Annotated in this window: 16 protein-coding genes and 1 tRNA gene; 7 read left to right on the top strand and 10 right to left on the bottom strand. The window is 65.4% G+C overall.

Annotated elements, in window-relative coordinates:
- Positions 1 to 66: 66 nt before the first annotated feature.
- The 3 genes from NCS58_RS04235 to NCS58_RS04225 all read right to left on the bottom strand — a co-directional run bounded on the left by NCS58_RS04235 (position 67) and on the right by NCS58_RS04225 (position 3017).
- Positions 67 to 157 (bottom strand) — tRNA-Ser (locus NCS58_RS04235).
- A 116-nt stretch (positions 158 to 273) separates the two neighbouring features.
- Complete coding sequence (gene serS / locus NCS58_RS04230; RefSeq protein WP_250537940.1) at positions 274 to 1572, bottom strand: serine--tRNA ligase; 1299 nt, start codon at positions 1570 to 1572, stop codon at positions 274 to 276.
- A 128-nt stretch (positions 1573 to 1700) separates the two neighbouring features.
- Positions 1701 to 3017 carry a replication-associated recombination protein A gene (locus NCS58_RS04225; protein ID WP_250537988.1) on the bottom strand — a complete coding sequence of 439 codons (1317 nt, stop codon included), beginning with the start codon at positions 3015 to 3017 and terminating at the stop codon, positions 1701 to 1703.
- A 177-nt stretch (positions 3018 to 3194) separates the two neighbouring features.
- On the opposite strand from NCS58_RS04225, the gene cytX reads away from it, so the two are divergent.
- Positions 3195 to 4523, top strand: a complete 1329-nt coding sequence (cytX, locus tag NCS58_RS04220) for a putative hydroxymethylpyrimidine transporter CytX (protein WP_250537939.1) — start codon at positions 3195 to 3197, stop codon at positions 4521 to 4523.
- Positions 4524 to 4627: 104 nt separating this feature from the next.
- On the opposite strand, the gene speB is transcribed toward cytX, so the two are convergent.
- The gene (gene speB, locus NCS58_RS04215) at positions 4628 to 5644 is read right to left on the bottom strand and encodes an agmatinase (protein ID WP_250537938.1); all 1017 of its coding nucleotides are present in this window, start codon (positions 5642 to 5644) and stop codon (positions 4628 to 4630) included.
- A 115-nt stretch (positions 5645 to 5759) separates the two neighbouring features.
- Between speB and NCS58_RS04210 the strand changes: the two genes are divergently transcribed.
- Positions 5760 to 6680 carry a LysR family transcriptional regulator gene (locus tag NCS58_RS04210; RefSeq protein WP_061118912.1) on the top strand — a complete coding sequence of 307 codons (921 nt, stop codon included), beginning with the start codon at positions 5760 to 5762 and terminating at the stop codon, positions 6678 to 6680.
- A gap of 31 nt (positions 6681 to 6711) precedes the next feature.
- Here the strand turns inward: NCS58_RS04210 and lolA are convergent, their stop codons facing one another.
- Positions 6712 to 7392: an outer membrane lipoprotein chaperone LolA gene (lolA, locus tag NCS58_RS04205; RefSeq protein ID WP_061118832.1), complete on the bottom strand. Its 681-nt coding sequence runs from the start codon at positions 7390 to 7392 to the stop codon at positions 6712 to 6714.
- Positions 7393 to 7420: 28 nt separating this feature from the next.
- Positions 7421 to 9736, bottom strand: coding sequence for a DNA translocase FtsK (locus NCS58_RS04200; protein WP_250537937.1), 2316 nt, complete (start codon positions 9734 to 9736; stop codon positions 7421 to 7423).
- A gap of 378 nt (positions 9737 to 10114) precedes the next feature.
- On the opposite strand from NCS58_RS04200, the gene trxB reads away from it, so the two are divergent.
- The 5 genes from trxB to NCS58_RS04175 all read left to right on the top strand — a co-directional run bounded on the left by trxB (position 10115) and on the right by NCS58_RS04175 (position 13929).
- A complete protein-coding gene (gene trxB, locus NCS58_RS04195) occupies positions 10115 to 11110 on the top strand; it encodes a thioredoxin-disulfide reductase (protein ID WP_284502126.1) in 996 nt (331 codons plus the stop codon).
- A 218-nt stretch (positions 11111 to 11328) separates the two neighbouring features.
- Positions 11329 to 12156: a Smr/MutS family protein gene (locus NCS58_RS04190; protein ID WP_061118830.1), complete on the top strand. Its 828-nt coding sequence runs from the start codon at positions 11329 to 11331 to the stop codon at positions 12154 to 12156.
- 22 nt (positions 12157 to 12178) lie between these two features.
- On the top strand, positions 12179 to 12766 hold the full coding sequence (locus NCS58_RS04185; protein WP_250476448.1) for a trimeric intracellular cation channel family protein: 588 nt from the start codon (positions 12179 to 12181) through the stop codon (positions 12764 to 12766).
- A 131-nt stretch (positions 12767 to 12897) separates the two neighbouring features.
- Positions 12898 to 13551, top strand: coding sequence for a protein-L-isoaspartate O-methyltransferase (locus tag NCS58_RS04180; protein WP_061118828.1), 654 nt, complete (start codon positions 12898 to 12900; stop codon positions 13549 to 13551).
- Positions 13552 to 13605: 54 nt separating this feature from the next.
- Positions 13606 to 13929 (top strand): rhodanese-like domain-containing protein, encoded by a 324-nt coding sequence (locus NCS58_RS04175; protein ID WP_061118910.1) that lies wholly within the window; start codon positions 13606 to 13608, stop codon positions 13927 to 13929.
- A gap of 42 nt (positions 13930 to 13971) precedes the next feature.
- Here NCS58_RS04175 and NCS58_RS04170 read toward each other — a convergent pair whose 3' ends face one another.
- The 4 genes from NCS58_RS04170 to hemC all read right to left on the bottom strand — a co-directional run bounded on the left by NCS58_RS04170 (position 13972) and on the right by hemC (position 20097).
- Positions 13972 to 15549: a GDSL-type esterase/lipase family protein gene (locus NCS58_RS04170; RefSeq protein WP_250537936.1), complete on the bottom strand. Its 1578-nt coding sequence runs from the start codon at positions 15547 to 15549 to the stop codon at positions 13972 to 13974.
- A 215-nt stretch (positions 15550 to 15764) separates the two neighbouring features.
- Entirely contained in the window at positions 15765 to 16958 is a 1194-nt protein-coding gene (locus NCS58_RS04165) for a heme biosynthesis protein HemY (RefSeq protein ID WP_250476447.1), read from the bottom strand.
- Positions 16958 to 19090 carry a fused uroporphyrinogen-III synthase HemD/membrane protein HemX gene (hemDX, locus tag NCS58_RS04160; RefSeq protein ID WP_250537935.1) on the bottom strand — a complete coding sequence of 711 codons (2133 nt, stop codon included), beginning with the start codon at positions 19088 to 19090 and terminating at the stop codon, positions 16958 to 16960. The genes NCS58_RS04165 and hemDX overlap by 1 nt, the downstream gene beginning before the upstream one ends.
- Positions 19090 to 20097, bottom strand: a complete 1008-nt coding sequence (gene hemC, locus NCS58_RS04155; protein WP_250476417.1) for a hydroxymethylbilane synthase — start codon at positions 20095 to 20097, stop codon at positions 19090 to 19092. Before hemC ends, hemDX begins: the two co-directional genes overlap by 1 nt.
- Between the last annotated feature and the right edge of the window lie 122 nt (positions 20098 to 20219).

Below are 20219 nucleotides of genomic sequence, written 5' to 3'. Positions count from 1 at the left end.
CTTCGCGGAAGCAGCAGTCCAAAAGCAAAACCCCGCAGTCTTGCGACTTGCGGGGTTTTTGTGTCTTGGCGGAGAGGGTGGGATTCGAACCCACGGTACGGGAAAACCGTACGCCTGATTTCGAGTCAGGTACATTCGACCACTCTGCCACCTCTCCGTCTACCAACCGCGTTTTACTTCGATCGGCCCTCGCTGAGCGGGTCGTTGCTCAACGAAGAACGAAAGTATATCGAACTCTTTCGTGCTTTCCAAGAGCCTTTTTGAAAATAAACGTCACGCCGATGCGGAAACTTCGATTCTTTCCACACCGCGCATGTACGGACGCAAGACCGCCGGAATCGTCACCGAACCGTCCGCGTTCTGGAAGTTCTCGAGCACCGCGACGAGCGTGCGTCCGACCGCCAGCCCCGAACCGTTCAGCGTATGCACGAACTCGGGCTTGCCCTGCGCATTGCGAAAGCGCGCCTGCATGCGACGCGCCTGGAACGCCTCCGTATTCGAGCAGCTCGAAATCTCGCGATACGTGTTCTGCGCAGGCAGCCACACTTCGAGATCGAACGTCTTCGCGGCCGAGAAACCCATATCGCCCGTGCAGAGCGTAATCACGCGATACGGCAGTTCCAGCTTCTGGAGGATCGTCTCCGCTTGCCCGACCATCTCGTCGAGCGCGGCATAAGAATGCTCCGGAGACACGACCTGCACCATCTCGACCTTGTCGAACTGATGCTGGCGAATCAGGCCGCGCGTGTCGCGCCCGTATGAGCCCGCTTCGGAACGGAAGCACGGCGAATGCGCGGTGAGCTTCACCGGCAGCGCACTGGCTTCGAGGATGCTGTCGCGCACCGTGTTGGTCAGCGAGATCTCGGACGTCGAGATCAAATACTGCGTGACCGTGTTCTCGTCGCCGCCCTTCTCGACTCGGAACATGTCGTCGGCGAACTTGGGCAATTGGCCCGTACCGTAGAGAATTTCCGGATTCACGATATACGGCGTGTACGCCTCGGTATAGCCGTGCTGCTCCGTGTGGGTATCGATCATGAACTGCGCGAGCGCGCGATGCAGCCGCGCAATCGGCCCGCGCAGCAACGTGAAGCGCGCGCCCGAAAGCTTCGCGCCCGTTTCGAAATCCAGGCCGAGCGGCGCGCCGACATCGACGTGATCCTTGATCTCGAAGTCGAACGAACGCGGCGCGCCCCAGCGCCGCACTTCGACGTTCTGCGTCTCGTCGTTGCCGACCGGCACGCTCTCGTGCGGCAGGTTCGGCACGGTCAGCATCAGGTCCGACAGACGCTTCTGGATATCCTCCAGCTTCGCCGCCGATTCCTTCATCGTGTCGCCGATGCCGCCCACTTCCGCCATCACCGCAGACGTGTCCTCGCCGCGGCCCTTCATCGCGCCGATCTGTTTCGACAGGCTGTTGCGGCGCGCCTGCAGTTCTTCGGTGCGGGTCTGGATCTCGCGGCGCTCGGCTTCGAGCGCGGCGAAAGCGGCGACGTCGAGCGTATAGCCTCGATCGGCGAGGCGCTTCGCGACGCCGTCCAGGTCTTTGCGGAGGGTTTGTATGTCGAGCATGGCGGGGCAGCTTTGTTAAGTAATCGGAAAGCCGATTTTAGCGCACGGTCATTGCGCGCCGGGGGCGATCGGCCGTCCGCCCCCGGCGAAACGCAGTTTGCCCGCGCGCGAAACGAACGCCGTGGATTTCATCGCTTCTTGTCGTCGCGATGTTCGCGCCGCCAGGCTTCGTCGAGTTCCGCAAGACGCGCGAGCTTTTCGCCGATCTTGCCTTCGAGTCCGCGCGGCGTCGGCTGATACCAGTACGGGTCGCGCATGCCGTCGGGCAGATACGTTTCGCCGGCCGCGTAGGCGTCGGGCTCGTCGTGCGCGTAGCGGTACTCGTGTCCGTAGCCAAGCTCCTTCATCAGCTTGGTCGGCGCGTTTCGCAGATGCACCGGCACGCCGCGCGACTGATCCTTGCCGACGTAGCGCCGCGCCTCGTTGTACGCGTTGTAGCCCGCGTTCGATTTGGGCGCGACCGCCAGATAGATGAGCGCCTGTGCGAGCGCCAGTTCACCTTCCGGCGTTCCGAGCCGCTCGTACGTCTCGGCCGCATCGAGCGCGATGCGCGCGGCGCGCGGATCGGCCAGACCGATGTCCTCCCACGCCATGCGCACGATGCGCCGCGCCATATAACGCGGGTCAGCGCCGCCGTCGAGCATGCGGCAGAACCAGTAGAGCGCGGCGTCCGGATTGCTGCCGCGCACGGATTTGTGCAGCGCGCTGATCTGGTCGTAAAACGCGTCGCCACCCTTGTCGAAGCGCCGCAGATTCTCGGCGAGCGCGCTGCCGAGGAGCGCACCGTCGATGTCGGTCTGCTTTTGCTGCGCCGCCGCGCGCGCGACGATCTCCAGATTGTTCAGCAGCTTGCGGCCGTCGCCGTCGGCGGAGCCGATCAGCGCGTCGCGGGCTTCGTCGGTGAACGTCAGTCCGCCGAGTTCCTTCGTCGCGCGTTCGAGCAGCTCTTTCAGTTCATCGGCGTCGAGACTTTTCAGCACGTAGACCGCCGCCCGCGACAAGAGCGCGCTGTTCACCTCGAACGAAGGATTCTCGGTCGTCGCGCCGACGAACACGAACAGGCCCGACTCCACGTGCGGCAAGAACGCATCCTGCTGACTCTTGTTGAAGCGATGCACTTCGTCGACGAACACGAGCGTCTGGTGCCCGTTCGCGCGATGGATCTGCGCCGTCTCCACCGCCTCGCGGATGTCCTTCACGCCCGAGAGCACCGCCGAGAGCGAGATGAACTGCGCGTGGAACGCATCGGCCATGAGGCGCGCGAGCGTGGTCTTGCCGACGCCGGGCGGGCCCCAGAGAATCATCGAATGCGCCTCACCCGATTCGAATGCGACGCGCAGCGGCTTGTTTGGACCGAGCAGATGTTTCTGGCCGATCACGTCGTCGATGGTGCGGGGGCGCAGGCGCTCCGCGAGCGGAACGTTGCCACGGTTTTCTTCGAACATGTGCTGTGCGATGCGGATTGACGCAGTTGGGTGGATCGCGGCGATAATCTCGCCCTTCAGGGAAGGCGCGGCGCGGTCGCGGAATCGGGTCATTATGACAGCCTGACAGCGGCGGACTCGCACGAAGCGGGCCGCGCGCCCGGAAACCACGCTACGACACGACAAGGACGCAATCCGATGGGGCAAGAGCACACCACGAACGCCGCGGCGCACGGCGAAACCTCGACCTACGCGCCGCTCACGCCGGTTCCGCCGGAACGGCGCGCCTTCGGCACGGGCGATGCCTTCGCGCTGTGGTTCTCGCTCGGCATCGGGCTGCTGGTCGCGCAGGCGGGTGCGCTGCTCGTGCCGGGATTGTCGTTGCCGCACGCGCTGACGGCGATCGTCATCGGCACGGTGATCGGCGTCGTACTGCTCGCGCTGGCGGGTGTCGTCGGCACGGATACGGGGCTCGCGGCGATGTCGTCGCTGCGCCCGACGCTCGGCGTGCGCGGCGCGTCGGTGCCGGCGGTGCTCAACGCGGTCCAGCTCGTCGGCTGGGGCTCGTTCGAGATCATCGTGATGCGCGATTCCGCCGATGCGCTCGCGAAGCAATCCTTCCACCTTTCGATGCCGCTCGTCTGGACGCTCATCTTCGGCGCACTCGCGACGCTGCTCGCGGTCAGCGGGCCGCTTTCGTTCGTGCGGCGCTTTCTGCGAACCTGGGGCATCTGGCTGCTGCTCGGCGGCGCGGGCTGGCTCACGTGGAATCTGCTCGCGCAGCACGATCTCGCCGCGCTGCTGTCGCGCCCCGGCACGGGCGAGCTGGCGTTCGGCGCGGGCATCGACCTCGTTGTCGCGATGCCGCTCTCGTGGTTGCCGCTCATCGCCGATTACACGCGCTTCGGCAAAAGCGCCGGCGGCGCGTTCCGCGGCACGCTGCTCGGCTACGGCATCGCGAATCTGTGGTTCTATGCGCTCGGCGCGATCTACGGACTCGCGGCGGGCGGCGGCGATGCGCTTCTCACGACCGCGTTCGCGCAGGCCGGCGGCGGCATCGCGCTCTTCCTCATTCTGATCGACGAAATCGACAACGCCTTCGCCGATATCCACTCCGCGGCCGTATCGACGGGCACGTTCTGGGCGCGCGCCAGCGTGCCGATGCTCGCATGCGCGTTCGGCGCGCTGTGCACGCTCGTCGCGCTCGTCGTCGCGATGGGCAAGTATCAGAACTTCCTGTTGCTGATCGGCTCGGTGTTCGCGCCGCTCTTCGGCGTCGTGCTGGCCGATCACTTCATCGTGCGCAAGCGCCGCATCGACGCCGCCGCGCTCGGGTCCGTCGAAGGACGCTACGGTTTTTCCGGCGGCTGGCATGTGAGCGCGTTCATCGCGTGGGGCATCGGGATCGCGGCGTATCACGCGATCAATCAATGGCTGCCGAATCTCGGCGCGACGCTGCCCGCGCTCGCGCTCGGCGCGGTGTGCTATCTGCTGCTCGTGTCGGGGCGACGCCGCGCTTACGCGTGACGCCATACGAAAAAGCCGCCTGTTTCTGGCGGCTTTTTCACATCGACTCGCGTACCTCGACCGCTGCGGCACTGAAGCGCGCGTCTCGCCGCGCGATCCGCGTCTTATCTCGCTGCGCGATACTCGACGCCCGGCAGCACGCACAGCAACTCGAACGCGAGGTTCGCGCCCAGCAGCGCCGTCGTCCCGAACGGGTCATAGGGTGGCGCAACCTCCACCAGATCCGCGCCGACGATATTCAGCCCCCGCGCGCCGCGCACGATCTCGAGCGCCTGCGGCACCGTCAACCCTGCGATTTCCGGCGTGCCGGTGCCGGGCGCAAATGCGGGATCGATGCCGTCGATATCGAACGTGATGTAGACGGGGCCATCGCCCATTTGCGCGCGCACTTCGTCCATCAGCGGCGCGAGCGATTTGTTCCAGCACTCTTCCGTCTGCACGACGCGGAAACCCTGGTCGCGGCACCAGTCGAAATCGCCGGCTTCGTAACCGGTGCCGCGCAGGCCGATCTGCACGACGCGCGAGCAATCGAGCAAGCCCTCTTCCACCGCGCGCCTGAACGGCGTGCCGTGCGCGATCTTCTCGCCGAACATCGTGTCGTTGACGTCCGCGTGGGCGTCGATATGAATCAGCCCGACCTTGCCGTGCTTCGCATGGATCGCGCGCAGGATCGGCAGCGCGATGGTGTGATCGCCGCCCAGCGTGAGCGGCTTGCAGTCGTGTTTCAGGATCTCGCGGTAAGCGCGCTCGATGCGGTCGATCGAATCGAGCAGGTTGTACGGATTGATCGCGACATCGCCGATATCCGCGACGCGCAGCGAATCGAAAGGTGCGGCGCGCGTCGCTATGTTGTATGGGCGCAGCAGCACCGATTCGCTGCGCACCTGGCGTGGACCGAAGCGCGCGCCGGTGCGGTTCGACGTGCCGAGATCGAACGGCACGCCGACGAAACATGCATCCAGCCCTTCGGCCGACCGGACGTGCGGCAGGCGCATCATTGTCGTGATGCCACCGCAGCGCGGCATCTGGTTGCCCGACAGCGGCTGCGGGCGCTCGGCGCGCTGTTCGATGAAGTGCGAATCGAAGTGTTCGGCGGGCGCGAAAAGCGATGATGTATTCATGGCGTGAGATGGGTTCCCGTTGTCTTACGACGATTAATAGCCGCTTTTCGGTGAAGATAAAATGGCGCCGAAATTAACTTAACATCGATAATTATCGATGTATCCGGCGGCGCCCATGTTCACTCACCTTTCCGATCTCGATCTGCGCCTCATTCGCGTGTTCCTCGCCATCGCCGATGCGGGCGGCGTCTCGTCGGCGCAGGCGACGCTCAACGTCGGGCAATCGACCATCAGCACGCAGCTCGCGACGCTCGAAACGCGGCTCGGCTACCGGCTCTGCGAGCGCGGGCGCGGCGGCTTCGCGCTGACCTCGCGCGGCGAACGGTTCGTCGAGGCGTGCCGGACGCTGCTCGCCGCCATCGACACGTTCGATTCGACCGCGCGCAACGTCGGCAAGAAGCTCGTCGGTACGCTCACGCTCGGCATGATCGGCAACACGCCCGTCAGCGCAAACGCGCGGGTCAGTCAGGCGATCGCGCGGTTCCGGCAGCGCGACGAATCCGTGCGCTTCGCGGTGCTGGTGCGCTCGCCGGGCGAGCTGGAGGAGATGCTGCTGGCCGAGCGTATCCAGGTGGCGATCGGCTACTTCTGGCATCGCGTGCCGTCGCTCGAGTACACCGAGATCTTCGCGGAGGATCAGCTTGCATACTGCGGACGCGGGCATCCGCTGTTCGCGCAGGCGGGCGGCGTCGGCCTTGCGCAGGCATTCGAGCACGACTGGGCATGGCGCAGCTATCCGCTGCCCGAAGCCGGCGAGCTCACGCCGCGCAATATCGGCGCGGTCGCGGACAACATGGAGGCCGTCGCGATGCTCGTGCTATCGGGCCGGCATCTCGGTTATCTGCCCGAGCATTTCGCCGCGCCGTATGTGAAAGACGGCGTCCTCGCGCCGCTGAATCCGCACGCGATGCGCTATCGCGTCGCGTTCCAGATGGTCACGCGCGCGGAACGCCTGAGCGGCGCGCGGGGCGCGAAGCGCGAGATCGTGGAAGCATTTCTCGAGGACATGGCCGCGGCGCACGCGGCCATCGAATGAAAAAGAGCGCGTTCGTCGCGCCCTTTCTGGATCAGCCGTTGATCACGTCCGCGCCCTTCGGCACGGTGAATTTGAAGGTATCGCTCTTGATCGGCGGATTCTTCTGGATGTTCGAGAACGTGAGCAGCGTGACGTTGCCGAACACGTCGTGCAGTTCCATCGCCTGCAGATTGCCGTCCTTGAAGCCGATGCCGACCGTCTCGAATTGCGTGTCCTTCGCCTTCGGCGTGAGCTCCAGCCAGTCGATGCCGCCCTTCTCTCCGGCATCGCGCAGGTTGAAGTTCTTTTCCAGATCGTTGCTGCCGAAGAGGATCGCCGCCGGACTCGCGCCGAGCGCGCCGCCGAGCGTGCGCACGGTGACCTGGTTCAGGTCCTTGTCGTAGACGTAGAGCTTGTCGCCGTCGGCCTGGAGGATCTGCGAGTACGGCTTCTGATACGACCAGATGAACTTGCCCGGCCGCGCGAACATGAAGGTTCCGCTGGAGGTCGCGCCCTTGGTCGGCATCGCGTTCGAGGTCGCGCCATTGTTGGTCTTGCCGGGCGCCTTGATTTCCTGCTGCGTGAAGTCGCCGCGCGCCGCGCGGACTTGCGACACGAATGCCTTCAGCTGCTCCGTGCCGCTCGCGAATGCGTGCGATGCGAACAGCATCGACGCCGAAAACATCGCCGCACCGAACGCCCTGGCGAGCGAATTCCCCGTAAATTGTTTCATCGTTATGTTCTCCAATTGGACGCGCACGTCACTCCGCGTCGCGGGCCGGCGTCAGGATTTCGCGGTTGCCGTTCGACGACATCGCCGACACGAGTCCCGAGTTCTCCATCTGTTCGAGCAGACGCGCCGCGCGGTTGTAGCCGATGCGCAAATGCCGCTGCACGAGCGAGATCGACGCGCGCCGGTTCTTGATGACGACCTCGACCGCCTGATCGTACAAGGGGTCGGACTCGCCATCGGCACCGCCGGTTCCGCCCGCGCCCGCCGAGCCTTCGTCGCCATCGCCCGCGAGCCCGCCTTCGAGAATGCCCTCGATATAGTTCGGCTCGCCGTGCTCCTTCAACTTGTCGACCACGCGATGCACTTCCTCGTCCGACACGAATGCGCCATGCACGCGCACCGGCAAGCCCGAGCCCGGCGGCAGATAGAGCATGTCGCCCATGCCGAGCAGCGACTCGGCGCCTTGCTGATCGAGAATCGTGCGTGAATCGATTTTCGACGACACCTGGAACGCCATGCGCGTCGGCACGTTCGCCTTGATGAGGCCGGTGATCACGTCCACCGACGGACGCTGCGTCGCGAGGATCAGGTGGATGCCCGCCGCGCGCGCTTTCTGCGCGATGCGCGCGATCAGCTCTTCGACCTTCTTGCCGACGACCATCATCAGGTCGGCGAGTTCGTCGATCACGACGACGATGTTGGGCAGGCGCGTGAGCGGCTCGGGCTCGTCGGGTGTGAGGCTGAACGGATTCGGAATCTTTTCGTCGCGCTTCTTCGCTTCGTCGATCTTCGTGTTGAAGCTCGCGAGATTGCGCACGCCCATCTTGCTCATCAGCTTGTAGCGGCGCTCCATCTCCGCGACCGCCCAGTTGAGCGCGTGGCCCGCCTGCCGCATGTCGGTTACGACCGGACACAGCAAATGAGGAATGCCTTCGTAGACGCTCATCTCGAGCATCTTCGGATCGATGAGAATCAGGCGCACCTGATCCGCGCTCGCCTTGTAGAGCAGCGAGAGGATCATCGCGTTGATGCCGACCGACTTGCCCGAGCCCGTCGTGCCGGCGACGAGCAAGTGCGGCATCTTCGCGAGATCGGCGCAGACCGGATTGCCGCCGATGTCCTTGCCGAGACCCATCGTCAGCGGCGACGCGCCGTTCGCATAGACCTCGGAGCCGAGAATCTCGGAGAGCTTGACCGTCTGACGGCGCTGGTTCGGCAGTTCGAGGGCCATGTAGTTCTTGCCCGGGATCGTCTCGACGACGCGAATCGACACGAGCGACAGCGAGCGCGCCAGATCCTTCGCGAGACCGACGATCTGGCTGCCCTTCACGCCCGTCGCCGGCTCGATTTCATAGCGCGTGACGACCGGCCCCGGATACGCGGCAATCACACTCACCTCGACGCCGAAGTCCTTCAGCTTCTTTTCGATGAGCCGCGACGTGTATTCGAGCGTATCGGCGGCGATGGTTTCCTGCGTCTTGGGCGGCGGATCGAGCAAGGCGAGCGGCGGCAATGTGGAATCGCCCGGCAGGTCCTTGAAGAGCGGCACCTGCTTTTCCTTCTCGGCGCGTTCGGAGCGCGCGGGCGTGGGCGCGGCGGGCACGATCACCACGGGTTCGTGATCCTCGCTCTTCTCTCGCGAGCGCACGACCTTGCCTTCGCGCCTCGACGCGGCCGCTTCGCCGAGCTTGCGGTCGCGTCCAGCCTCGCGGCGCAGTTGCGCGCCGGTGATCGCGTTGAGAATGCCGTCGCCGAGCTTCTCGCATACGGACAGCCACGAGAAACGGAAATAGAGCGACAAGCCGATCGCGAGCGCGATCAGAAGGAACAGTGTCGCGCCCGTAAAGCCGAGCGCATGCGAAACATGCCGCGCGACGAGATCGCCGACCACGCCGCCCGGCGCGCGCGGCAACTGCACCTTGAGCGACCACATACGCAGGGCCTCGATGCCGTCGCTCGCGATGAGCACGAGCACGAACGCGAACGCTTCGGCAAGCCAGGTGCGGTCGCGCGGCGCGTCTTCATCGACAACGGGCGGCTGCGTGATGCGCCTGTAATTCGCGACGATGCGCCGCGCGAGCAGCACGACCAGCCAGTAGGAAGACAGCCCGAAGACGAGCAGCAGGATATCGGACGTGTAGGCGCCGACGCGCCCCGCCCAGTTCCCGATGTGATCGACGCTCACCGCGTGAGTCCAGCTCGGATCCTTGCGGCTGTACGAAAGGAGCGCCATCACGAGAAACAGTCCGAGCGCGACCTGGAGGATCCAGCGAATTTCGGTGAAGAGCCGTGACATGCGGTGCGGCAACGCCTGCGGGCTCGCGGAATAGGTAGCTTTGGCCATTGATTCGGTGTCGCTGTGTGTCGCTTGCTTGCGGCTCGCGCCTTGGCGCAAGGGCCGCCTGGAACGGTGGCCTATTGTAAACGCTGCATTGCGGTGAAAGGCGCAAAACCGGCGCCTTCTTGCAACCTGTAACACTCGTCACGCGCACGTCATGCGGCCGTTTTGGCCCGCCGCGCCTATCAAACCGATTGAAAGGTTCACTCGGAAGGCTTTTCCAGCGGCCTTTATAATCCCCCTTTTGCACCTAAATTCGGTACATCGGGTGCGTCGCGGCGCGTTCTGCGGCCACGAGCCGCGTCGATATTGCTGCATTGCAGGCGATCGGCGTGACATGCCCGCGCGCACCTCCGAGCTGACCATCAAAAACGGACCATCATCATGTCTTCGCCCAAACACGCCAAAGTGCTGATTCTCGGTTCCGGCCCCGCCGGCTACTCCGCCGCCGTGTACGCCGCGCGCGCGAACCTGTCGCCGCTGCTCGTCACAGGCCTTGCGCAAGGCGGCCAGCTGATGACCACCACGGATGTCGAGAACTGGCCGGCGGACCCGTCGGGTGTGCAGGGCCCGGAGTTGATGCAGCGTTTCGAAGAGCATGCGCGCCGCTTCAACACCGAGATCGTGTTCGATCACATCCACACCGCGAAGCTCAACGAGCGCCCCTTCCGTCTGATCGGCGATTCGGGCGAGTACACCTGCGATTCGCTCATCATCGCGACGGGCGCGTCGGCGCAATATCTCGGCGTGCCGTCGGAAGAAGCGTTCATGGGCAAGGGCGTGTCGGCTTGCGCGACCTGCGACGGCTTCTTCTATCGCAACGGCGAAGTCGCAGTGATCGGCGGCGGCAATACGGCCGTCGAGGAAGCGATCTATCTCGCGGGCATCGCGAAGAAGGTGACGGTCGTGCATCGCCGCGACAAGTTCCGCGCCGAGCCTATCCTCATCGACCGGCTGCTCGCGAAGGAAAAGGAAGGCATCGTCGATATCAAGTGGAACCACGTGCTCGACGAAGTCACCGGCGATGCTTCCGGCGTCACGGGCCTGCGCGTCAAGGATACGCAGAGCGGCAAGACCACGGACATCGCGCTGCAAGGCGTGTTCGTCGCGATCGGCCACAAGCCGAATACCGATCTCTTCGTCAACCAGCTCGAGATGAAGAACGGCTACATCATCACGAAGGGCGGCACCACCGGCGACGCCACCGCGACGAGCATCCCCGGCGTGTTCGCGGCGGGCGACGTGCAGGATCACGTCTATCGCCAGGCGATCACGAGCGCGGGCACGGGCTGCATGGCCGCCCTCGATGCGCAGCGTTACCTCGAGACCATCGACGAAACGCCGACGCCGCATTCGATGAGCCACGAAGCGGATCGCTGATCGGACGCCGATCAGGCGCGGCAAGGCGGGACGAGCCGTTAGAATGGAATTCGCCCGCTTCCGGCGCGCCCCATGATGCCGAGTCGCGCCGGCATGCAACGACAACGGGCCACGGTTCAAGCCGCCGGCCCGTTTTCGATTCGACGCGCGGCATGCGGTGATTCACGCGGCGCGCATCGCGTCGAGCCTGATTCCTGTCGATTTCCGCTGGCTGAACGATGCCGAAGAATCTTCCTCACCCGAACGAACCGAAAGTCCGGCGCAAGGAAGCGCCGCGCCCCGCCACGTCCGCTGAAACCAGACCGGTCGATGCGCGCGACGTCGCCGCCGCCGTGAAACGCGACGGACTATCGGGTCTGTCGACGCTCAAGCGCGCGCTGAAAGCCGATGCCGAGAAGCGCGAAGTCCAGCGCGTCGCGGCGGCGCGCGCCGAACGCGAAGCCGTCGCCGATGCGGACGAATTCCGCCGCGCGATCGGCGAAGTCGAACCGCTCAGGACGCCGCCGCGCACGACCGTCACGCGACTGCCGCCTCCGCCCGTCGCGCTGCAAAGCCGCCGCGACGAAGAAGCCGTGCTGCAGGAAGCACTCTCCGACGAATACGATCCCGAAAGCCTGCTCGACATCGACGAAACGCTGTCCTTCCTCCGGCCCGGCATCAGCCAGGAAGTCGTGAGGAAGCTCAGGCGCGGCGCATGGATCGTGCAGGCGCAGCTCGATCTGCATGGCATGCGCCGCGAAGAAGCGCGCGAGGCGCTCGCGGAGTTCATCCGCGAATCGGTCAAGCGCGGGCTGCGGTGTCTGCGGGTGATTCACGGCAAGGGACTCGGCTCCATCGGCAAGGAGCCGGTGCTGAAGGGCAAGGTGCGCGCGTGGCTCGTGCAGAAGTCGGAAGTGATCGCCTTCTGTCAGGCGCGGCCGCACGACGGCGGCGCGGGCGCGGTGCTCGTGCTTCTGCAGCCGGGCCGCGCGCCGCGTCATCACGATCATCCGCAGGACAAGAGCCTCGGCAAGAACCGCGATCCGGGGCCGGACAGTGCATCCTAGACTCACCCTCGCCATCACCGTCATGGAGGCGCTCGCGATTTTCGCGTACGCGTTCTCCGGGCTCATCGAAGCGCGCAAGCGCCGGCTCGACGCAGTCGGCGCGTTTCTCGTCGCGCTCGTCACCGCGTTCGGCGGCGGCACGGTGCGCGACGTGCTGCTTTCGCGTCGACCGTTCTACTGGGTGGAGCATCAGGACTACGTGCTCCTCATCTTCGCGATGGCGATTTTCGCGCCCATCTTCCTGCGCGTCACATCGCGGCTCTTCGACCAGCGTGCGCTGCTCATCACCGATGCGATCGGGCTCGGGCTTTTCAGCGTGTCCGGCACCTCGATCGCGCTCGATGCGCAGATGCCCGCCTTCACCGCCACGATGATGGGCGTCGTCACCGGCGTGTTCGGCGGCGTCCTTCGCGACGTGCTCTGCAACGAGATTCCGCTGATCCTGCGCGACTCGCGCCCCTACGCGGTGTGCGCCTTCGCCGGCTGCTGGATCTATCTCGGGCTCGAGCGGCTCGATGTCGACACGATCTACAACGTGCTGATTTCGACGGCGTTCATCCTGATCGCGCGGCTCATCACCTTCAAGTTCGATATCCGCCTGCCGCACTAGCCGCAAGCGCGCGGCGCCGCCGCGCGCGAAACAGGCGGGAAAAACCGTCCATTTGCTACAATCGCGTAGTTTTCTAGCCCCGCATCCGGCCGCGATGCAGCCCGCTCCGGTCGCCATCACGCACACAGAACATGAACATCGAGCAAGCGCGTTTCAACATGATCGAGCAACAGATTCGTCCGTGGGAAGTGCTGGACCAGGACGTGCTGAACCTGCTCGCGATCGTCAAGCGCGAGAACTTCGTTCCCGCCGCGTACCGCAACATCGCTTTCGCGGACCTCGAAATTCCGCTGCCGGGCGGCGAGCGCATGCTCTCGCCGAAGGTCGAAGCGCGCGTCCTGCAGGAACTGGCAGTCCACAAGGGCGAAACCGTGCTGGAAATCGGCGCCGGCTCGGGCTACATGGCGGCGCTGCTCGCGCATCGCGGCCGCAACGTGACGACAGTCGAGATCTCGCCCGAACTCGCCGATTTCGCGAAGCAGAACCTCGCTGCGAACGGCGTGACGAACGTGGAAGTGATCACCGGCGACGGCGCACTCGGCTGGGATCGGGGCGCGCCTTACGACGTGATCTGCGTGTCGGGCGGGCTGCCCGTCATGCCGCAGGAATTCCTCGAGCAACTAAAGATCGGCGGGCGCATCGCGGCGTTCGTCGGCGCGGCGCCGGTCATGAAGGCGCAGATCATCACGCGCGTGGATGAAAAGCAGTTCCGCGTGTCGGACGTGTTCGAAACGCTCGTCGCGCCGCTGAAGAACGCGGTGCATCCGTCGCACTTCAAGTTCTAAGCCGAAAGCGCGGTGCCGGTTGTGGCCGGCGTCGCGCGTCTTGCCAGGATCTCCATGCAAAACCTCACCGCACCCGAACTCGCCGCGTGGCTCGCGGATGCCTCACGCCCCGCCCCCGTTCTGCTCGACGTGCGCGAGCCGTGGGAAATCCAGACGGCGAAGATGGACAACATCGTGGCGATTCCGATGCGCGACATCCCTGCGCGCAGCGAAGAACTCGATGACGAAGCGCAGATCGTCTGCATCTGCCATCACGGCGCGCGCAGCGCGCAGGTCGCGATGTTCCTGGAATCGCGCGGCTTCACGCAGACTTTCAACCTGTACGGCGGCATCGACGCATGGTCGCGTCAGGTCGATCCGTCGGTTCCCACGTACTGACCGCGCTTCGGGCCGCACATTGCGCGTGGCCCGCGCCCTTTCTCATCCCTCGCTCGACCACAGCGCCGTGCCGCGCGCCGAAAAGATCACGAGATATCCGTTCGGCAGGATAGTCGCATAGGCGCCCGGATTGCCCGAGGTGTGCGTCTGCCAGACCATCGCGCCATTGCTGTCGTACATCGCCAGATTGCCGTCCGGCTGCATGCGCACCTCCACACCCGGCGTGCCGCTCACGCGCGATGACCAGATCGTCGCGCCGTTCCTGACGGCGACGAGGTAACCGTCGCTCTGCAAGTTCAGTTGCACGCTGCCGCTGCACGCAGCAAGCGATCCGCCCGCGCCGAGACCTTCGCCCGACGCAAGAACGCCGCACGCGGTGGGCGCGTTGATCGGCGGCAGCGCGGCGAACCAGGCCAGATCGACGGCATTGGCGATCGCCTGCATCCCGGCATCGTTCGGATGCAGGTCGTCACCGCTGTTGTAGGTGCGCGTGAACGCGGAAGAGGTGTCCGCGCCCGCCGGGCGGCCCAGCGCTGCGGCCTGATCGAGCACGGCGTCGCAGCCGCTCTTTTTGTCGCGCAGATACGCATTCACCGTCTGGCGCGTGTTCTCGATCTCCGGCGTCCATGCGTCCAGGCCTTCAAAGGGCGTGAGCGTCGAGCAGATCAGTCCCACTCTCGCAGCACTCGTCTGCTGCACGAGCTGCTGATAGGCGCCGATGATCTGCTGCGCGCTCGGCGGATTGCCGCTGATGAGATTGTTCACCGCGTCGTCGGAAACGATCACCCACTTCACGTTGGGCTGCCCGAGCACGTCGCGGCTGAAGCGCTTGAGTCCGGACTGGCCTGAGCCGTCCGTGAAAAAGTCGTTTCCGCTGATGCCCTGATTCAGCACGCCGACCGTCATGCCCGCGCGAGTCAGCCGCTCGGCGAGCCGGTTCGGCCAGCGCCGGTTCGTGTTGGGCGTCGATGACAAGCCGTCCGTGATCGAGGCACCGAACGTGACCACCGCGCCCGTCGCCGCGGCGTTCATTACATCGACATTGGTGAGGAAGTAATACGACTGCTCGCCCGCCGCGTTCACGACGCCGCCCGCGAACGCCGGGTCCGCGCTGACGTCGCCCGGCGCAATGTAGTTGTCCTGCAAGCCCTCGATGTGGCCGGTCGATCCCGGCGGCGTTTGCGACGGAATGTGAAAGCTCACGGCGATATCGGCGAGTGCGGGCACCTGAAATGGGATGGCGTCGGTCTGAACCGTGCCGCCCGCGGGAATCGTGACGTAGGGCTGGCCGTTGAAAGTCGCGGCGCGATCCGTGCCGGCGATCGTCCGGGCTCCGCTCTCACGGCGCGCGATATGCACGTCGCCGAGCGTGACCGGCTTCGCGCCGAAGACATTGGAGAACGTCAGGCGCGCCGCCGTGCCGCCGATACTCGTGTGCACGATCTGGCGAATCGTCTGATTGTTGAAGCCGGGATCGCCCGTGACGTCAGGCGAGGCCGACCAGGTCCCGGTCCACGGTGCTGTCGTGATGACCCCCTGCGCAAAATAATGCGAGGTATCGGGCCAGGACAGAAAAACGGCGAGCGTAAGCCCGATAAACGTACGAAGCCCTCGTTTCACGCCGCCTCCCATGTGTCGACGGGCAGCAGCGTCTGAAACGCGCGGCGCCATCTTTCATTTTCGTAAAACGAAACTACAGCAGCTTGCCCGCGTGGCGCCCGTGCGCTGGCGTACAGACAACGCAAAAACCGTGGAAATAGCGGCGTTAAAAAAATAGCCGCATGGGCGCCTCGCTCATGCGGCTTCTTCCTTAAATACCTGCAGACAGCGCGATATCAGACGACGTTCATCGCCAGCGCGCTCGCGCGGTAATGCTCCGCCGCCTTTTCGGTGTCGCCGAGCTGCTCATGCAAGCGGGCGAGCGCGCGATGCGTGCGGATCTTGAGCGGTTCGTTGTCGGCGAGTTTCAGTGCCGATTCGAGGAACGCCTGCGCCTTGCCCCACAACTGCTGATGCAGGCACAGCCGTCCGAGCGTGAAGAGCAGGTCGGCGTCTTCGGTGCGCTCCTTCTGCCACGCTTCGGCGCGCTGGATCAAAGGGAACGCGTCGCCGCCAACGATGCAATCCGGATAACGCCGCAAGAGCCGCGCGTCCCAGTTGTGCGCGAGCGCATCCTCGACGATCTTCTTCGCCTCCGCGCGACGATCCAGCGCGATCAGCAGCTCCGCGGCGAGATCGGCGAGACGCGGCGACTGGCGCTCGGTCACCGAAAGCGATTGCCATAGTTCGAGCAGCGCGTCGGGATTGTGCCGCCGGTCGCGCAGCAGGTTTTCCGCCGCCACCTGACGCAGCCGCACCGCGACCGCCGGATGCAGCGCCTCGCGTTTTTCCAGCGTACGCACGAGCTTCAGCACTTCGCCCCAGTTCTTCAACTGCTGCTGCGCGCGCAGCGCGATCTGCTGCGCGTGAATACGCCGTCCGCCCTGCGCCTGCATTTCGGTGAGCGCGACGAGCGCGCCGTCGGCGTCGCGGCCATCGGCGCGCATGTCGGCGGTCGCCATGAGGCGCGCGTCCTGCCAATCCGTGCCGGAGACCTGCGCGAGCCATTCGTCGCGGCGCGCGTATTCGTGCAGGCGGTGCGCCGCGTTTGCACCGATGAGCCCGGCCGCGCCCTTGTTTTCATCGACGGAAAGCGCATCGCGCGCGGCCTTCTCGGCCTTCGAAAAGCGCCCGGCGTACAAGTGCCCGATCGCATCGCGCAGCGACGCATTCGCCTTCGCGAGCTTGCTGCGCGCGCGATACGCGGCGACGCGCGACGGCATCTTCCACACGCCGCGCACCGCACGGATGATCGCGTAGAGCACGATGAACAGCACGACGAGCGCCACCGCGAACAGGTTGAGCGACATGTCGATCCGATACGGCGGCATCACGAGCAGGATCTGCCCGCCGTTGAAGCCGCCGACCGTCGCGACGATCACCGCGACGGCGAACAGCAGCGCGAGCCAGATGAGTCCACGAATCGTCATCATCCGCCTCGCTTGAACTGATGGACGGCGGCGAGGCTGGCGTTCAGGTTCGGCACGGCGACGGCGAGCGACGCCTGATCGACCTGCTTCACGAGTTCGCGCACGGCCTGCACTTTCTTCGACGATGCATCGAAGTAGCGCGCGAGCGCAGCATCGGCGGCATGCAGATCCGACTTGAGCGTCGGCTCGCTGCGCGACAGGAGCGACAGACGCGCGGACAAGAGACGCAGCTTCACGTTCTCGCGCACGAAGTAGCCCTGATCGGGCGACGTGAGCATCGCGTCGGCATTGTCGATGCGGCGCACCGACACGAGGCTCGACAACTGCTGGCCGATGCCGTTCGTGATCTGATGCCACAGCACCTTCCAGCGCGGCTCGCCGGTCGCCGCGGCGATCGACGCGCTGTTGGCCGGTTCGGCCGTCTGCGCGCGGGCGCGGGCGATCGGCGCTTCGCCCGACAGCGGCAACTGGTCGATCTGGTCGATCGCCGTGTCGAGCTTGATCGCGAGTCCGGTGAGATCGGTGGTGGGCGTGGCCTTCAGCTTGTCGATGTCCTGCGCGATCGCTTTACGGATCGCGACGACCTGCGGGCCGGTGGTCGCGGCAAGGCGCGTGTCGGCGCTTTGCAGCGCGAAGAGCGCGAGTTGCACGTTGCCGGTCAATTGCAGTTGCTGGCTCGCGCTCGACAGGATCTGCTCGACTTCGGCGACGGTCCAGTCGTCGCGGTTGCTGGCGAGATCCTGATACTGCTGCTGCAGCGCCTGGCTATGCGCTTCCGCATCGTTGAGCTTGCCTTGCAACTGGATGATCTGCGTGTTGAGCGCGGTGGTCGCGCTCGCGGCCTGATCGGCTTTCGCGCGCAGATCGGCGTTCTGGTCGTCGGACTGGGCGAGGCGCTGCGACAGTTGCGCGTCGGCGCGGTCGAACTTGCGGTTCAGGACGAACGCGCCGGCGCCCGCCGCCACCGCCAGAATGACGACGACGAACCACAACAACACGATGCCCGCGCCGCCGCGACGCTTCTGCTGCTCGAAAGGCGTGAAAGGCGTGTTCGGCGGCAAGGGCGGTGTCACGTTCGGCTGAGGTGAGGCTTTCTTGGAATCGTTCGAATCAGTCATGCGTGATTGAGCCGTTTGGTGGGCCGGCGCGTTGGCCGGATGGGCGTCCGTCGGCGCGGATGAGGAATGCTTCGAGCTCGATGCGCTCGCTGCAGCGCTCGCGTATGCGTGGGCCTCCGGATCGCGTGAGTTGCGTTGTGGCGCCGCCTGCGCGGCTCTTTCGGCGGTGTCGAGCGGGAACAGCGCTTCCAGCGAATGTGCGATGCGTTCGTCGCCCGCGCCGGACACCGTAATCCTATCAAAACCCGCTCCCCGCGCAGCTTCGGCGATACGCGGATGAGGGCAGACGACCGGCGTGCGTTTGAGCAGCACGATTTCGTCGGCGGTGAGATGTTCGTGCGCAAGTTCGTTGAGATTGCGCACGCCTTCGGAACTCGTCAGCAGCCATGCGTGCGGTTTTCCCGCGAGCAGTTCGTGGATGCGCTCCCACTTCTGCATCGACGGCTCGGGCAGCACGCGGCGATACGCTGCGGCTTTCTCGACCCGCGCGCCCGCCTCGGTCAGCCGCTCGGCGAGCCATTCGCGGCCGCCGTCGCCGCGCACGATCAGCACGCGCCTGCCTTCGAGACCGTTCGTGCCGAAATGCGCTTCGATCGCGGTGTAGAGCGCTTCCGAGTCGAAACGCGGATCCGCTTCTTCCGTCGACGGACTGATCACGCGATGCGCGGGCGCATGCACGCCCTGCCGCGCGAGCGCCGCGACCGATCCCGGACCCACCACCGCGACCGGCAGATCCGCGGGCCACGGCGCGCCGAGCCGGGTGAACGCATGATCGATCGCATTGGGCGACACGAACACCACGAGCGCGTAACGCGCGGGCATATCCGCCAGACCCGGCGGCAGAAAGAGCTCGTCGAGCGCGGCGCGCAGCGGCGCATCGTCAGCGACGGGCGCGATATCGATGAGCGGAAATTCCAGCGTCTCGAAGCCGGCGCTCGCGAGCAGCGCGAGCAACGCGGACGACTGTCCGCCCGGACGCGTGACGATGACGGTGGCGCGGCGCTCGCTCGCCATCAGGACTTGGGCCCCGAAGGCGCGGTGTTGGGGGCATCGGCACGGCTCATCGTCGTGAGCGCGTTGACGATGTCCATCGCGCCTTGCGCTTCGAGATCCGACGACACGCGCTTGCCGAGCGCGAGCGCGCCCGCGAGATCGGGCGAGCGCACGGTTTCTTCCGCGCGCAACACGCGCTTGCCATCGGTCGTCGACACGGCGCCGCACAGATGCAACGAGCCTTCGCGCCACACGGCATGCGCCGCGAGCGGCACTTCGCAACTGCCGCCGAGCGCACGCGACACCGCGCGTTCCGCCTCGACCGCGAGCGCGGTATGTTCGTCGTGCAAAGGCGCGAGCCACGCGGCGAGATCGGCGCGATCCGCGCGAATCTCGATGCCGAGCGCGCCCTGCCCCGCCGCAGGCAAGCTCTCCGACGGATCGAGCAGCGCGCGGATGCGCGCTTCGAGCCCGAGCCGCTTCAGCCCCGCGGCCGCGAGAATGATCGCCGCATATTCGCCGCGATCGAGCTTGGAAAGACGCGTGTCGAGATTGCCGCGCAGCGGACGGACTTCGAGTTCGGGAAAGCGCGCGCGGATCATCGCTTCGCGGCGCAGGCTCGACGTGCCGACGATGCTTCCAGCAGGCAACGCTTCCAGCGATTCATAGTGCGGCGACACGAACGCATCGCGCGGATCTTCACGCTCCAGAATGGCGCCGAGCACGAAGCCTTCGGGCAATGCCATCGGCACGTCTTTCAGCGAATGCACGGCGAGATCGGCGCGGCCATCGGCGAGCGCGGCTTCGAGCTCTTTCACGAAGAGACCCTTGCCGCCGACCTTCGACAACGTGCGATCCAGAATCTGATCGCCGCGCGTCGTCATTCCGAGGATTTTTATGTCACAAGATGGATATAATTTGTGCAGCGCACACCGCACATGCTCGGCCTGCCACATCGCAAGCCGGCTTTCCCGCGAAGCGATGGTGATGCTCGCGGGCGGTGTCGTTGAATGCGTCTCGGAATTCATTGATGCTCGATCGAATGACGGGATGGATGAATACACATTAGCGAACAATGGTAGCACGCACGCCAAGGTCCACTGACACACGGGCAGCGCGCGAGAGCCTTGTCCGATGCGCCTTTCGGGGC

Source organism: Caballeronia sp. INML3B (assembly GCF_023631305.1).
Lineage (GTDB): Bacteria > Pseudomonadota > Gammaproteobacteria > Burkholderiales > Burkholderiaceae > Caballeronia > Caballeronia turbans.
Note: the sequence above shows the minus strand (reverse complement) of the source record. Positions and strands in the feature narration are given on the sequence as shown.